The organism is Pseudonocardia sp. TRM90224 (assembly GCF_021245725.1).
GTDB lineage: Bacteria > Actinomycetota > Actinomycetes > Mycobacteriales > Pseudonocardiaceae > Pseudonocardia.
This window is the reverse complement of sequence record NZ_JAJGSX010000071.1, coordinates 1-15,251: the sequence shown is the minus strand read 5'-3', so window position 1 is coordinate 15,251 and position 15,251 is coordinate 1. Positions and strand designations below refer to the sequence as shown.

Sequence of the window (15,251 nt, the reverse complement as noted above, 5' to 3'; positions counted from 1 at the left end):
TGTTAGCGCTCACAAACAGCCAGAACGTCGTTGTCGACGCGTTCCTCACGCCGTGCGGACGTCGGCCGCTCGCTGGATCTCGCGGACGAACGTTCCCGCCCGCTGCAGCGCTTCTGCCGCCTCGGGGAGGAACGACCAGAACAGCTGGAAGGCGTGCGTGTCGGCGGGGTAGAGCTCCAGGCGGGCGTCGACGTCGTGGGCGCGGGCGCGCTCGACGAACCGCTCGGTCTCACGGCGGGCCAGGTCGCCGGTGGCCGACTGCACCAGCATCGGCGGGAGGCCGGTCAGATCGGCGAGCAGCGGGTTGACCAGCGGGTCGTCCGCCGGGTGGCCGGCGAGGTAGAGCTCGCAGCTGCGGCGCACGAGCTTGCCGAGCTCCTCGCCGGGGTCGATGTCCGCGGCGGTCAGGTCGATGCTCGGGCAGAGCAGCACCGCCCCGCCGGGCATCGGCAGGCCCTCACCGGCGAGGCTGAGCAGCAGCGAGAGCACCATCGCCGCCCCGGAGGAGTCGCCGGCCACCACGATCCGCTCCGGCGCGTCGGAGCGCTCGACCATCCAGGCGTAGGCGCGCACGGCGTCCTCGACGCCGGCCGGGAACGGGTGCTCGGGCGCCAGCCGGTACTCCGGCACCACCAGCCCCGCCTCGGCGGCCGTCGCGAACGCGCCGGCGAACGGCCGGTAGCCGAACGCCGAGCCCGTGATGTGGCCGCCACCGTGCACGTACAGGACGGTCGCCGGCTCGGCCGGATCACGCGCGACCAGGAGCGACGCCACCCCGTTCGTGTTGAGCGGCCGGACCGCGATCCCCTCCGGCACGGCGAACTGCGCGTGCAGCGCCTCGAACGCATCGCGGATGCTCTGCACATCGGCGTCGACACCCAACGCCGCGCGGACGTCCGCCAGGTGCCGCGCGGCCCGGCCGATCAGCTCGCCGCCGACGGCACGGACGGCCGTCACGGCATCGTCCAGGCGACCGAGCAGCTCCTCGGCGCTCGGCCGGAACGCCTCGCCCGCGAGGGTGAGCTCGACCCGGTGCGTGGAGCGGCGCAGCAGCTCGGCCCCCAGCAACCGCTCCAGCATGCGGATCTGCCGCGAGAGCGCAGGCTGCGAGAGGTAGAGCCGGGCCGCGGCGCGGCTGAAGTTCAGCTCCTCCGCGACGGTCACGAACGCCCGCAGATGGCGCAGCTCGATCGCATCGGGCGCCGCCGACAGGGCAAGCACCGGCGCGGGGGTCGGGTCGTCCATGGCTGCGATTATGCGGTGAACCGCCGCCGACGGTGATGCGTTGCGGTCATCAACGCCATGCGCAGCCGGCCTTTCCCTTCGGCCGGCGACCGGTGCGAGGGTTCCGGCCATGGCGAACAACCCGGCTCACCACACCGCCCAGCTCGCGCTGCGCGGCTCGGCGGGCAGGCTGTGGTCGGACCTGCACCGGCCGGCCGAGGGGTCCGGCGCGCTGCTGGTGTACCTGTCCGATCCCGCCGGTCCGCTCGTCGAACCGGCCGCGCTCGGCACGCACGCGGGGCTGATGGTGCTCGTCAGCCGGCCGACCACACCGCACGACGCGATCGACGTGGTCGAGTGGGCGGCCGAGCACGCCGCCGAGCTCGATGCCGACCCCGACCGGCTGCTGGTCGGCGGTGAGCACCGCGGCGCGGCGTTCACCGCCGCGGTCGCCCGCCAGGCACGCGACGACGGGTGGCCCGACCTGCTGCGGCAGGTGCTCGTCGCGCCCCCGCCCGCCACGGAGGCGTGTGGTGGGACCGCGCCCGCCACCGTCGTGGGCGACCCCGGCTACGCGCAGCGGCTGCGCCAGGCCGGCGTCGCCGTCGAGGAAGTCGCCGGTGGCACCGATCTGCCCGTCCGACTGGGTGCGGCACTCCGCCTGCACGCAGCCCGCTGAACCCGCACAGAAACCCACACGAAGGAGAACCACCATGGGAAGCATTCGCGCAGGCCTGTTCATCTCGCTCGACGGCGTCACCGAAGCGCCGGACGAATGGCACTTCGGCTGGTTCAACGACGAGATGGGCGCCGCCGTCGGCGCGCAGCTCGCCGCCGCCGACGCCCTGCTGCTCGGGCGCCTCACGTACGACGGGTTCGCCGGCTATTGGCCGACCGCCGATCCGGCCGACCCCATGACCGTCCAGTTCAACGAGTTCCGCAAGTACGTCGTCTCGACCACGCTCACCGATCCGACCTGGAACAACTCCGTCGTCGTCAGCGGTGATGTGCGCGCGGAGCTGCTCGCACTCAAGGAGACGACGAACCTGGGCGTGACGGGCAGCGTGGCGCTCGTCCGGTGGATGCTGCAGGAACGGCTGGTCGACGAGCTGCATCTGATGGTGCACCCGGTCGCGCTGGGCAAGGGCGGGAAGCTCTTCGACGACGGCACGAACGTGCCGCTGCGGCTGATCTCGTCGACCGCCTTCACCACCGGTGTGGTGCATCTCGTCTACGGCCCGGCCGACGAGGCGTAGGGCGCCCGCCGGAACGTCCGCCGGGATGTGTGCGTTGCGCACGTGAGGGCAGGAAAGCCACTTTCCGGCCCTCACAGGGCAGGAAAGTGGCTTTCCTGCCCTCCCGGCGCCCGCCGGTCGTGAAGGATCATGAATCCGCCGGGCTACCCCGCCGGGCCCGCGTGGGCCCACGACGCCAGCAGCTCGGTGATCCTCGAACGGAGGTGCGCTTCGGGCTCGGCGTCGCGCACCCGCTCGAGGACGGCGACCGCATCGGGCGGCAGGGTATCGGGTGGCCAGGCTTTCAGGACGTGCAAGGCGCAGTTCCGGGCGAGGACCGTCCGATTGGCCACTGCCGTCCGCACCAGCGGCCAACCCCGACCCGGGTACCCGGCCAGCGGGCGGATCGCCACGGAGAGCGCACGGTCGGCCCGGTACGCCGGGCCGACGCCGTCGTCGGCCTCAGGACCGGTCGCGAGCTCGGCCAGCGGCAGCAGGCGTTCGGCCAGCGCGACGGCGTCCTCGGTCGCGTCGAGCACGGACCAGAGGTACATCTCGTACGGGTGCGATTCCAGCCATCTCGTGGCGTGGTCGTGCACGGGAATCCCCAGCCGCCGGGCCGGCCAGATCGCCTCGGCGAACGCGTCCTTGTCGGTGCTTTCGATCGCTCGCCGGACCGTGGCGATCCACGCCGGGTCGGTCAGGATCTCCTGGCAGCGGTCGTCGTCCAGGTAGGTGTCGAGCGAGAGCACCGCCCGGATCCGCGGCACCGACGGTCGGTGCCGCACGAGCCGGAGGTACCGCTCGATCGCGCTGGGTCCGTCGGCGTAGTCCGACATGTCCTTTGCCGGGCTGCCGTCGCACAGTGCCGCGAGGATGCCGCCGGCGCCGTCCAGCAGCGCGTCGTCGACGTCGGATGCGGCGAGCGCACCCGCCAGGTCGCCCGTCGTCGCGGCGATGTGCGCGAGGTACTCGTTCATGACGCCGTTGCGGAAGCCGTCGCGCAGCAGCCACGCGGTGATCTCGGGATCGGTGCTCCCCGCAAGCCGCTCCACGCAGTGGATGCGACCCCAGTTCCGCACCCGGCGGGCCATCTCGAAGATCGCCCGCTCCCGGTCGGGCTGGGTGCGCCCGAGCGCGACCACCGCGTAGAGGGTCAGCTCCTCCATGGAGCCCAGCAGCAGCAACAGGTCGCGGTCGCGACCGTCGCCACTCAACCCGACCAGCACCAACCCGGCCGCAACCGCGTTACGCCTCGTACCGTTCTCGACCAGCCACCGGCCGACCTCGCGGATCCGCTCCCGGGGCTGCCCGGGGAGGCCGGTGCCGAGACCGTCGGCGACGCGCAGCGTGTCGTGCTCGGCGAGGACGTCGTGCAGGTGCTGCACGGCCCGGAGGTCCGGCGCCGACCGCACGACGTCCGTGATCATCGCCCGGACCTGCTCGACGGCGGGATCGTCGCTGCTGAAGGAGAAGTGGTGGGTCCGGATGCCGTCTTGCACCGAGCCGGACATCAAGCCGGGGGCCGACACGTCCGGGAGCGGATAGCCACCGTCGGGCCACGGGCCGGGGCCGTGCTCGTCAGCCGCGGCCAGCGCATGTGCGAGGTAGGAGGGCCTGTCGAGGGCTGCCGCCGGCAGCCGCCAGGCGCTCATCGGACCGGGCGGGAGCCGCCCTTCATGTCGGTCATGGAGCGGATCATGCCGCACGCCGCCCGGTCGTGTCGTCCGCTTTGCGCGGCGGCCAGTAGATTCCGGGTATGCCGGAGGACGACGGTCCCGCCTCGACGAGCCAGAAGCCGCTGCTCGTGCTGGGCAAGATCACCGAGATCCTCGACGCGTTCTCGCTCGCCCGCCCGTCGCTCACCCTGGGCGAGATCCAGCACGCCACCGGCATCCCGACGTCCACCGTGCAGCGGCTGGTGACCAACATGGTCGCCCAGGGGCTGCTCGACCGCACCGGCGACCAGATCCGCATCGGCGTGCGTATGGCCTACTGGGCGGCGCCGGCCGTCAAGGGGGTCGACGTGCTCACGATCGTCACCCCCGTGCTGCGCGAGCTGCGCGACGCCACCGGCGAGACGGCCTGCTTCTTCCGCGAGGAGCAGGGCTTCCGGGTGTGTGTCGCGATGGCGGAGACGCGCCACGCGCTGCGCCGCGACATGTACGTCGGCAAGCTCCTGCCGCTGCACGCCGGGTCGGCCGGGCGCGTCCTGCTCGCGTGGGACGGCGAGCTGGCCGAGCGGATCCTCTCCCAGCCGCTGGAGTCGATCACCGACACCACCGTCACCGACCCGGAGCTGCTCCGCGAACTGGTCGCGCAGACGCGCAAGGACGGCTACGCGATCACCACCGCCGAGCGCGAGGACGGCTCCTCCGGCCTCGCCGCCCCCGTCTTCGACACGGCGACCGAGCTGGTCGGCGCGCTCGCGCTGAGCGGCCCGACCATCCGGATGCCGCGGGCGCGCTGCGAGGAGTGGGTCGACCTGCTGGTCGGCGCGGCCGAGAAGCTCACCCGGACGCTGGGCGGACGCTCTCCCGACTAGGCCGTGTTGAGAAAGTCCTGATCGCGCTCTCCGCGCCCAGATCGCCGCTGGCGGCGTTGCCGCCACGACCGGGTACGTCAAGTACGACGGCTCGTAGCGGCGCCTTGCCAGCGACGATCTGGATCACGAAGAGCATCGACCCTGACTTCCTCAACACGGCCTAGGCCGTCCAAGCGAACGCGGCGGCGTTCGACCGCACGCCCTGCGCGGCTTTCGAGCGGTTCGGCTCCCCCAGGTCCGCGAGCAGCTCCTCCCCCAGCCCGACGAGCCCGGCCAGCCGGTCCGGTGTGAGCCAGCCGGGTCGCAGGCCGAACGCGAGGTCCTCCGTCGCGGTGTTGCCGCTCGCACCGGGCGCGAACGGGCAGCCGCCCAGTCCGCCGAGGCAGCCGTCGACGACCTGCGCCCCCGCGGCGACCGCGGCGAGGCCGTTGGCCACACCCTGGCCCCACGTGTCGTGGCCGTGGAACACGATCCGCCGCGGCGGGGTCTCCCGGCGGACGCGGCCGACGAGGTCAGCCACCTCGCCGGGCGCGGCCTGCCCGAGGGTGTCGCAGACGACCACGTCCTCGGCGCCCGCGGCCCGCGGGTCGTTCGCGATCGCGAGCACCCGGTCCGGCGGGACCGGCCCCTCGAACGGGCAGGTGAACGACGTCGCGATGCACAGCTGGATGCGCCCGCCCGCGGCGTGGGCCAGCTCGACCGCGGCCGGCATCGCGTCGAGGCTGGCCTCGGTGGAGCGGCCGATGTTGGCGCGGTTGTGCGCGTCGGAGGCGGAGAAGCAGTACTGGACGTTCACCGCGCCCGCCTCGACCGCCCGCTCGACGTGTCGCGGGGTGGCCACCCAGATCCAGCAGCGGGCGAGCTCCTCCGGGGTCAGCTCGGCGACGACGTCGAGCGTGCCGCTCATCGGCGGCACCAGGTCGGGCCGGGCCATCGAGCCGATCTCCAGGCTCGGCACGCCGAGGCGCAGCAGCTCGCGCGCGATCTCCACCTTGCGGGCGGTGGGCAGGACCTTGCCGGTGAGCTGGAGCCCGTCGCGCAGGGTCACGTCGCGGATCTCCGGCGCCGTCATGATCGCGCCCCGGCGGCCGCCGTGGTCTCCCGCTCGTCCACACCGAGCAGCTCGCCGAGCACTTCCGCGGTGTGCTCGCCGAGGTCGGGACCGAGGCTGCGCACCGGAAGCGACGCATCGCCGATCACCGGGACGACACCGGGGAAGCCGATCTCCCGCGGCTGCCCGTCGCCGGTGTCCACCGGCAGGTACTGGATCATGTTGCGGGCCCGGTACTGCTCGTCGGCCACGATGTCGGCGGCCGTGTAGACGGGCCCGGCGGGCACGCCGGCCGCGTCGAGCGCGGTGAGCACGGCCGGCCGGGTCAGCCCGGCCGTCCAGGCGCCGATCGCGTCGTCGAGCCGGTCGCGCTGGGCCCACCGGCCGGCGTTGGAGGCGAGCGCGGGGTCTGCGCCGAGGTCGGCGCGGCCGATCACCTCCATCAGGCGCCGGAAGATCCCGTCGCCGTTGCCCGCGATGATCACGTTCGTGCCGTCGGAGCACGCGTAGGAGTTGGACGGGGCGATGCCCTCCATCCGCCCACCGGTGCGCGTGCGGTGCACCCCGTGCGCGAGGTGGTCGGGCACGAGCGACTCCATCATCGAGAGCACGGCCTCGTTGAGCGCGACGTCGATGATCCGCTCCGGGAGCGGCACGCCGGCCGTCGTACCGCGCCGGAAGAGGCCCATCACGGCACCGAACGCGGCGTACAGGCCGGCGATCGAGTCGCCGATCGACACCCCGACCCGCGACGGCGGGCGGTCCGGGTCGCCGACCAGCTCGCGCATCCCACCGACCGCCTCCGCGACCGCGGCGAACCCGGGCCGCCCGGCCATTGGACCGGTCTGCCCGAACGCCGAGATCCGCACGATCACCAGCTCGGGGTTGGCGGCGTCCAGCTCGTCGGGGCCCAGCCCCCACTTCTCGAGCGTCCCCGGCCGGAAGTTCTCCAGCAGGACGTCGCAGCGGCGCACGAGACCGAGCACGGCGTCGCGCCCCTCCGGCGTGCGCAGGTCGAGCGCCACGGACTTCTTGCCGCGGTTGATCGTGCGGTAGAGCAGCGACGTCGTGCCGCCGTGCAGCCGCCAGGTGCGCAGCTCGTCGCCGGTGCCGGGGCGTTCGACCTTGATCACCTCGGCGCCGAAGTCGGCGAGCAGCCGCCCGGCCGTCGGGGCGGCGATGTAGTTGCCGAGCTCGAGCACCCGCACCCCACGCAAGGGCTGGATCGCGGTCTCGTCCATGACGGTCCTTTCTTCAGACGACGAGGCTCAACGGCAGGATCAGCAGGATCGCGACCACCGAGGCCACCGATACGCCCACGGAGCAGGACTTCAACGTCCCGCGGGTGGTCTGCCCCATCAGCGACTGGAGCAGCCAGAAGGTGTTGCTCGTGACGTGCACCGCGAACAGCGAGCCGGCGCCGGCGGCGAGCGCGATGAGCACCGGGTCGAGCCCGATGGCCGGCGCGACGGGCGCGAGGATGCCGGCGGCCGTGATCGCCGAGATCGTCACGGAACCGACCGCGACGTGCAGCGCGGCGGCGATCACCCACACCATCAGCAGCGGCGCCGCGGTGTGCGCGGTGAAGTACTGGCCGAGGATGTCGCCGAGGCCCGCCTTGCCGATCGTGGCGGCGAGCGAGCCGCCGACAGCGGTGAGGATCAGGATCTGTCCGCTCTCGCGGAAGCCGGTGGCGATGGCCCGCTCGACCCGCTTGCGACCGACGGCGTACCGGCCGACCAGGCTGGTGCCGATCATGCCTGCGAGCAGCGCGATCACCGGCTGCGAGACGAAGTCGACCACCGGGTTCTGCAGCCCGGCGATCTCGGTGACGGCGCCGGCCGCGATCAGCACCAGCGCGCCGAGGAGCGGGGCGAGCAGCACGACCAGCCGTACCTCGCGGCGCTGCGGCTGCGCGGGAGCGACCACCGCGACCGACGTCGCCGCCGGTTCGGCCGGACCGGAGGGCTCGGGCGACGGTGTGTCGACGGCGGGGGCGGCGGCGGGGGCAGCGGCGCGCTGGTCTGTTCCGTCCGGCTCGATGCTGTCGATCCGGCCCTCGTCCTTCGCCGGGTCCCACCACCCCTTGGTGAAGAGGAACGACATGATCGCCACCGCGACGATCACCGTCGGGACCACGACGAGCAGGCCGAACACCAGCATCCTGCCCAGCGGGACACCGAGCAGGCCGGCCAGCGCGAGCGTGCCGACACCGGGGACCATCAGGACGATTCCGCACTCCAGCCCGATGGCGAGCGCTGTCGCCATCCGGGCCGTGCCGAGCCGGCCGATCCGTGGGGCGAGACTGCGGGCGAGCGGGGCGGAGATCACCAGCAGCACGTCGAGGAAGATCGACTGCAGCGCGGTGGCGATCGTGACCGAGAGCGCGTACGGCATCCGCTTCGGCCCGAACACCCGCAGGAGCATCGCGACCAGGCCCTGGATCGCGCCGATCTCCTGCAGGATCGCGCCGGTCAGCACGCCGAACGCGATCAGCAGGCCGACCTCGGCCATGATCTCGCCGAACCCGCCGGTGATCGCGTCGATGGTGCCCTCGACACCGAGGCCGGTGCTGAGCCCCAGGTATGCCGACCCCAGCACCAGCGCGACCACGGGGTTGAGCTTGAACCGGACGATCAGCAGGACCACCGCGAGCACAGCGACCCCGGTGTTGATCAGTACCACGGTTTCGGACAACGACACGTTCCCCTCTTGATGCGCTCGGCGTCGAGCGGAGCGAGGACGGACGTCGGGCGGAGGTCCCACCCGGGTGTGCTCACAATATGAGCACACATCCACGATGCGGGCAAGTTGCGGACGCAAACTATCCGCCAGGTCACCCCCGCAGCAGCTGCAGGTGCAGGGCGAGCTGCACCTGGAGCGCGCGGTCCGGCTGCTGCCAGCCCTCCCCCAGCAACGCCGTCACCCGGTCCAGCCGCTGCGCCACCGTGTTGACGTGCACGTGCAGCTCGCCGGACGCGCGCCGCGGGCTGCCACCTGCGGCGAACCACGCACGCAAGGTCGCGACGAGCTCGGTGCCGCGCTCGACGTCGTGCGCGAGCACCGGCCCCAGAACGTCCTCGACGAAGGCCGCGACCTCGGCAGCGGAGCCGCCGACCAGCCCGGCGAACCCGAGATCGCGCGCCGAGCCGGCCGGCCGCCCGAGCGCGGCCAGCGCGACGGCCGTGCGGCGCGCCTCGGCGAGCGCGTCGCGCAGCCCGGCACCCGGCACCACCGGGCCGGCCGCGCCGACGGTGACCCCGGGCCGGGCGGCCGCGCCGATCACGGCAGCCACCGCCGACGGGTCGGTGCCCGGCACCACCGCGACGGTCTCCTCGCCGCGGGTCATGACCAGGCCCCGCCCGCCGCCCGCGTCGGCGACGGCCAGCACCATCGAACGGCCGGGTTCGGTGGCGGAGTGGCTGGCCACGACCAGCACGTGCGGGTGCTGCAGGCGCAGCCCGAGCAGGCGTCCGCGCTCCACGAGCCCGCGGTCGAGCGCGTCCGCGGGGCGCACGAGCAGGTCGGCGAGCAGGTCGGTGCGCACGCGCCGGTCGGACTCCGCCGCCCGGAGCCGGAACAGCAGCACCAGGGCCGTCGTCATGGCCGCGCGCTCCACCGTGCGCACCTGGCCGCCGTCGAACGCACCTCGCCCGAGCACCAGCGCGCCCAGCCGCTGCCCGGCCGCCTGGACCACCGCGGCGCTGAGCCCACCGTCCTCGGCGAGGCGGCCCGTCGCCGCCGACCGCCGCACGGCCCCGAGCCCGGCCAGGTCGTCGTCCGGCGGTTCGCCGTGCACGGCGATGCGCTGCCCGTCGTCGTCGACGGCCGCCACCCAGCAGCCGAGCAGTTCACCCAGCGCGGCGACGATGTCGTCCACCCCACCACCGGCGAGCACAACTCGGGTGAACCGGTCGTGCGCGTGCGCGGCCTGCTCGATGGCCGCGTGCGCGGCCGACAGCTCGGCGAGCGCGGCCGCCGTCTCCGCGGCCCGCCGGCTCTGCCTGATCGAGACCGCCGCCAGCGCGGCGAGCGAGCCCAGCAGCGCGATCTCGTCGCGGTCGAACGGGCGCCGACTCCGGTTCGCCGCGAAGAGCACGCCCACGAACTCACCGTCCACCAGCAACGGCGTCCCGCAGATCGCGACCAGGCCCTCCTCGCCGACCGCGCCGTCGATCTCGGACGTGTGCGCGTAGCGCTCGTCGGCGGGGTAGTCGGCGGTCCAGTACGGGCGCCGGGTCTGGGCGACCAGCCCGCCCAGCCCGGCTCCCGTCGGCAGCCGCAGCTGCTGGAACCGCGCCGAGACCGACCCGGCCGTGGCGCGCATGTACGTATCGCCGTGGTCTTCGTCGAAGAGCGTGAGGTAGGAGACGTCGGTGCCGAGCAGGCTGCGGGCGCGGCGCACGATCGCGTCGAGCACACCGCCGGGCTCGTCGGCCGAGGCCAGGTCGCGGGCGGTGTCGACGAGCGCGGCCAGCTCGGCCTCGCGGCGGCGGCGCGCGTCGATGCCGGCGCGGACCCGCAACGCCAGCCGGCGCGCCTCCTCGTCGGCAGGGTCGTGCGTGCCGGACTGTTTCGCCTGCCCGTCCAGCACGTCGGCGGACGCGTCCTGGGCGAGCAGGCGCAACAGCTCCAGCGCTGAGGTCACCCGGCCATCGTGTCATCAGGCGAGCGCCGCACCGCCGGGTCGGCGGCCAGGTCGCGGTGTCGCGTCTCGGCGTACGTGGCGACGGCCAGGATCGTCAACACCGCGGCGACCAGCACGTACCCGCTGATCGCGTAGCCGCTACCGGTGGCGGCCACCAGCGCGACGGCGATGATCGGCGCCAGCCCGCCGGCCAGGATCGACGCCAGCTGGTAGCCGATCGAGACGCCCGAGTAGCGCACCTTGGTGCCGAACAGCTCCGACAGGAACGCCGCCTGCGGCCCGTACATGGCGCCGTGGAACACCAGCCCACCGACGACGGCCAGCACCGTGAGCGGGAAGCTGCGGGTGTCGATCAAGGCGATGAACGCGAACGCCCAGAGGCCCACCCCGACCGCGCCGATCAGGTAGATCGGACGGCGCCCGTAGCGGTCCGACAGCGCGCCCCACACCGGGATCGTGGCCAGGTGCACGGCGGCCCCGATCAGCACCGCGCCGAGCACGAACGAGCTCGACAGGCCCAGCTGCTTCGTGGCGTACGTCGTGACGACGATCGTGAAGATGTAGTAGGAGACGTTCTCGGCGAACCGGGCGCCCATCGCCGTGACGACCTCGCGCGGGTACTGCCGCAGCACCTGCATGATCGGCAGCGACTCGTCGGCCGGCTCTGCCTTCGCGGCCGCCTGCGCCGCCTTGAACACCGGCGACTCCTCGACCGACAGCCGCACCCACAGCCCGATCAGCACGAGCACGGCCGAGAGCAGGAAAGGGATGCGCCAGCCCCAGCCGATGAAATCGGCCTCCGGTTGCACGGCTGCGAGCAGCGCCAGCAGTCCGTTCGCGAGCAGCTGCCCCGCCGGCGCCCCGGCCTGCGGCCAGCTCGCCCAGAACCCGCGCCGCGCGGGGTCGCCATGCTCGGAGACGATCAGCACTGCGCCGCCCCACTCGCCGCCGAGCGCGAAGCCCTGCACCAACCGCAGCAGCGTGAGCAGCAGCGGCGCCGCGAGCCCGATCGTCGCGTAGCCGGGCAGCAGCCCGATCGCGAACGTCGAGACACCCATCATCAGCAGCGACAGGACGAGCAGCTGCTTGCGCCCGATGCGGTCGCCGAAGTGCCCGAACACGAGCCCGCCGATCGGGCGGGCGATGAACCCGATCGCGAACGTGCCCAGCGCCAGCAGCGTGCCGGCGGCCGGGTCGGAGTTCGGGAAGAAGACCTTGCCGAACACCAGCGCCGCGGCGACGCCGTAGAGGAAGAAGTCGTACCACTCGACCGTGGTGCCGGCCATGCTGGCGGCCACCACCCGCACGATGTTCGTGCGCTCACGGCTCTCGGCCATGCGAACCTCCGGATTCAGCGGGCGGACCAGCCGCCGTCCATCGACAGGGACACCCCGGTGATCGACGCGGACGCCGGCCCGTACAGCACGGCGGCCAGCTCGGCGACCTCGTCCGGCTCGACGAGGCGCTTGACGGCGGACGGCGCGAGCATGATCTGCTCCACGACCTCCGGCTCCGCTATCCCGTGCGCACGGGCCTGCTCGGCCACCTGCCGCTCGACCAGCGGCGTGCGCACGTAACCGGGGTTGATGCAGGTGCTGGTGACCCCGTGCGCCGCACCCTCCAGCGCGATCACCTTCGACAGCCCTTCCAGCCCGTGCTTGGCGCTGACGTAGGCCGCCTTGAACGGGCTGGCGCGCAGGCCGTGGACGCTCGACACGTTCACGATCCGGCCCCAGCCGCGGGCGTACATGTGCGGCAGCACCCGCCTGGCCAGCCGGAACGGCGCCTCCAGCAGCACACGCAGGATCAGCGAGAACCGATCGGGATCGAACTCGTGCACCGGCGCCACGTGCTGCAGCCCGGCGTTGTTCACCAGCAGGTCGATCCCCGATGGCAGCGCGTCGACGGCGTCGAGGTCGGCGAGGTCGCACACCATGGCCTCGACGCGCGGGTCGTCCGCCCACGCCTTCAGCCCGGCCTCGTCCTTGTCGACCGCAACCACGTGCGCACCGTCGGCGAGCAGCCGTCGAGTCAGCGCCGAACCGATCCCCGACGCCGCCCCCGTGACCAGCGCCGTTCGTCCGTCGAGGATCGCCATGCCGGGAGACGGTAGGTGCTGGCTATCTTCAGCGAGATGTGCTCGGGCCACACAATCCGGTGGCCGACCATGTTGTCACGAGCCGGGGGTAGCGCTCCCGTCCACAACCGTGATGGTGTGCTCGCCCGAGCAGAGCAACGCCGTCGGCGGCAGGGTGATCGGGTCGCGGGTCTGCGACGCGGCGGCGGCGCTCCAGCGGGTGAGATCGGTGCTGCGGACGATGCCGCGCAAGCCGCCGGCCAGCACCGCGGAGCCGTCGGCCATCGCGGCCAGTGCGCTGACTGCCTCGAACCGCGTGCGGTCGCGCAGCGGCAGCCCGCCGTTGACGTCGGGCACCCGCCACTGCGGTGTGGGCGCGGCGGTGTCGAGCACGAGCACGCCGCCGCTCTGCGTGGCGGCGAGCGCGGTCCGGCCGGCGAACGCGATCGACCAGCACGACCCGCCGGTCCATCCCGAGGCCATGCTCTCCCACCGCGGGGTGGGCTCGAACATGCGCGCCCGCTGGCAGCCTTTGCCCGGTTTGCTCGGGTCGGCCTCCCCGATCCCGGCCCACAGCACCACCGCCGGGCTGTCGTACTGCACGGCGAGAGCGCGGACGTCGAGGTTGGCGGCGCCCGAGACGGCGAAGGTGGTCCCATCGGTGGAGAGCGACACGCCGGCCCTCGACGCGACGGCCACCGCCCAGCAGCCGACGTCCGAGGTGAACGTCTCGACGGCAGAGCAGGCGCGGTCGGGTGTCGCCGGGTCGACGACGACCAGCTGCGGTGTGGCGCCGGGCGAGACGGCCAGCTCGTAGAGGCCGGCGTCGGTGGCCAGCAGCACGACCCCGGCCGGGGTCCGATCGAGCCACGCGGCGTCGACGACGGTCGGGGCCAGCTGCGCCAGAGTCGTCCAGGTCTCGCCGCCGTCGGTCGAGAGGCGGACCACCGACCCTCCGCTGTCGGAGCGGGTGACCGCGACGACGTACCCGGGCCGGTCGATCATCCCGAGCCTGGTCGCGGCCGGCGCGGGGACGATCACGCGCACCGTCTCGCCGGGGAACCGGCCGACGGCCTCCCAGCCGCGACCGCGCGCCCCGGAGCGGAACACCTGGTCGCCGGTGCCGACGTACCAGCTGCCGGGACGGTGCGGGGCGGCCGCGACCGCCCGCACGTCACCGGCCGGCACGGGATCGACGACGAAGCCGACGCTCTCGGCGTAGCGGATCTGCGGCGCGGCGTCCTCCAGCATCCGGTGGACGTCCGAGACACGCAGCGGCTCGCCGAACGGACGGCCGCCCGGCGCCGTCGGCGTGCCCAGCGGGGTGATCGTCCGGTTCAGGTGATCGACGACGGCGGTCCGCAGGGCCTCGCGATCGGCGCCGGGCTCCACCACGACGGTGGCTGTGACGGCGACGTCGACGAGACCGGCCCAGTCGACCGAGATCCGCACGTCCGACGGGCCGGCGGCGCGCAAGCGGCTCTCGACGCGCTGCCGGACCGCCTCGTCGTGGTGGGCGAGCACGGTCGCCCGTGACAGCCGACCCGCGGTGCGCTCCGCGGCGGGGATCAGCGGCATGACGGCGACGACGATCTCGTCCGGGCGCGCGAGCGGGCGGATCGTCGCCGCCCGCTCGATGTCGCCCAGCCCGGCGGCCGCGATCAGCTGCAGGTCGCGCGCGGTGACCGCCCGGCGGCCCGCGATCAGCGACTCGTAGGTCCCGCGGGCCATCGCCGCGGTGCCCGCCACGGACGGCCGCGCCTCGGTGGCGACGTCGACCAGCAGCGCCGGCCGCGGCCGGGCACCCAGCGCCGTCCACACCTCCGTAGCGACCGGCCCGAACGAGACCCGCACGATCTCGCCCCCGGCGGCCGCCGCGGCCACGACCCGGTCCAGCATCCGCAGCCCGTCCACCCCGACCCCGACACCCGTGACGAGGTGCCGCACCGAGAACCGCACCGGCCCCCCACCCACGACCTGGTGATCGGGCGTCAACCCGAGCGGCCAGACGCTGATCCCGGCACCGGTCGCGACGGCGTCCGACGGCGGCGCCACGATCGCCGGGCCGGCGACGGCGCAGAGCCAAGCGACGAGCGACAACCCCGCCGCCTCTACAGGTCCAGGACGTTCCGAGGATGGCAGCGCCGCAGTCATCTCTGTCCTGACCCCCACCTGTAGTTGTCTCAAACCCGATCAAAGAGTAGGTGCGGGTCGGTGGCCGGTAAATCGGCCAGACGCGGGGGTGGGACAGGTCCGCACGGCCCACCGGGCGCGAGTCGGGGCGGACGCGTGCGCGAGTCGGGGCGGACGGGTGAGTCGACACTTTCGGCACGGTGAGTCGACACCTCCAGCACGGTGAGTCGACACCTCCGGCACGGCGAGTCGACACCTCCGGCACGGCGAGTCCCACGTTCCAACCGGCGAGTCCCACGCTTCGGCGGGCGAGTCCCACGTCTCGGCGGGCGAGTCTC

General features: G+C 73.4%; 12 protein-coding genes. 3 read left to right on the top strand and 9 right to left on the bottom strand.

All coding sequences use genetic code 11. The features are described from left to right. Positions 1 to 45: 45 nt before the first annotated feature. Positions 46 to 1,245, bottom strand: coding sequence for an alpha/beta hydrolase fold domain-containing protein (locus LL648_RS41860; RefSeq protein WP_305080827.1), 1,200 nt, complete (start codon positions 1,243 to 1,245; stop codon positions 46 to 48). Positions 1,246 to 1,354: 109 nt separating this feature from the next. Here LL648_RS41860 and LL648_RS41850 point away from each other — a divergent pair, with 109 nt between their 5' ends. Further along, positions 1,355 to 1,903, top strand: a complete 549-nt coding sequence (locus LL648_RS41850) for an alpha/beta hydrolase (RefSeq protein WP_232668544.1) — start codon at positions 1,355 to 1,357, stop codon at positions 1,901 to 1,903. A gap of 34 nt (positions 1,904 to 1,937) precedes the next feature. Further along, positions 1,938 to 2,480, top strand: a complete 543-nt coding sequence (locus LL648_RS41845; RefSeq protein WP_232668543.1) for a dihydrofolate reductase family protein — start codon at positions 1,938 to 1,940, stop codon at positions 2,478 to 2,480. Between the two features lie 143 nt (positions 2,481 to 2,623). Here LL648_RS41845 and LL648_RS41840 read toward each other — a convergent pair whose 3' ends face one another. Beyond that, the gene (locus LL648_RS41840) at positions 2,624 to 4,114 is read right to left on the bottom strand and encodes a hypothetical protein (RefSeq protein WP_232668542.1); all 1,491 of its coding nucleotides are present in this window, start codon (positions 4,112 to 4,114) and stop codon (positions 2,624 to 2,626) included. Positions 4,115 to 4,218: 104 nt separating this feature from the next. Between LL648_RS41840 and LL648_RS41835 the strand changes: the two genes are divergently transcribed. After that, positions 4,219 to 5,004, top strand: a complete 786-nt coding sequence (locus LL648_RS41835; RefSeq protein WP_232668541.1) for an IclR family transcriptional regulator — start codon at positions 4,219 to 4,221, stop codon at positions 5,002 to 5,004. Positions 5,005 to 5,164: 160 nt separating this feature from the next. On the opposite strand, the gene LL648_RS41830 is transcribed toward LL648_RS41835, so the two are convergent. The 7 genes from LL648_RS41830 to LL648_RS41800 all read right to left on the bottom strand — a co-directional run bounded on the left by LL648_RS41830 (position 5,165) and on the right by LL648_RS41800 (position 14,880). Beyond that, entirely contained in the window at positions 5,165 to 6,076 is a 912-nt protein-coding gene (locus LL648_RS41830) for a hydroxymethylglutaryl-CoA lyase (RefSeq protein WP_232668540.1), read from the bottom strand. Further along, complete coding sequence (locus LL648_RS41825) at positions 6,073 to 7,296, bottom strand: CaiB/BaiF CoA transferase family protein (RefSeq protein WP_232668539.1); 1,224 nt, start codon at positions 7,294 to 7,296, stop codon at positions 6,073 to 6,075. The genes LL648_RS41830 and LL648_RS41825 overlap by 4 nt, the downstream gene beginning before the upstream one ends. A gap of 13 nt (positions 7,297 to 7,309) precedes the next feature. Continuing rightward, positions 7,310 to 8,758 (bottom strand): GntP family permease, encoded by a 1,449-nt coding sequence (locus tag LL648_RS41820; protein WP_232668538.1) that lies wholly within the window; start codon positions 8,756 to 8,758, stop codon positions 7,310 to 7,312. A gap of 133 nt (positions 8,759 to 8,891) precedes the next feature. Next, positions 8,892 to 10,703, bottom strand: coding sequence for a helix-turn-helix domain-containing protein (locus tag LL648_RS41815; protein ID WP_232668537.1), 1,812 nt, complete (start codon positions 10,701 to 10,703; stop codon positions 8,892 to 8,894). Next, a complete protein-coding gene (locus tag LL648_RS41810; protein ID WP_232668536.1) occupies positions 10,700 to 12,040 on the bottom strand; it encodes an MFS transporter in 1,341 nt (446 codons plus the stop codon). The genes LL648_RS41815 and LL648_RS41810 overlap by 4 nt, the downstream gene beginning before the upstream one ends. A 14-nt stretch (positions 12,041 to 12,054) precedes the next feature. Continuing rightward, positions 12,055 to 12,801 (bottom strand): 3-hydroxybutyrate dehydrogenase, encoded by a 747-nt coding sequence (locus LL648_RS41805; protein ID WP_232668535.1) that lies wholly within the window; start codon positions 12,799 to 12,801, stop codon positions 12,055 to 12,057. Between the two features lie 75 nt (positions 12,802 to 12,876). Beyond that, on the bottom strand, positions 12,877 to 14,880 hold the full coding sequence (locus tag LL648_RS41800) for a hypothetical protein (protein ID WP_232668534.1): 2,004 nt from the start codon (positions 14,878 to 14,880) through the stop codon (positions 12,877 to 12,879). Positions 14,881 to 15,251 lie beyond the last annotated feature (371 nt).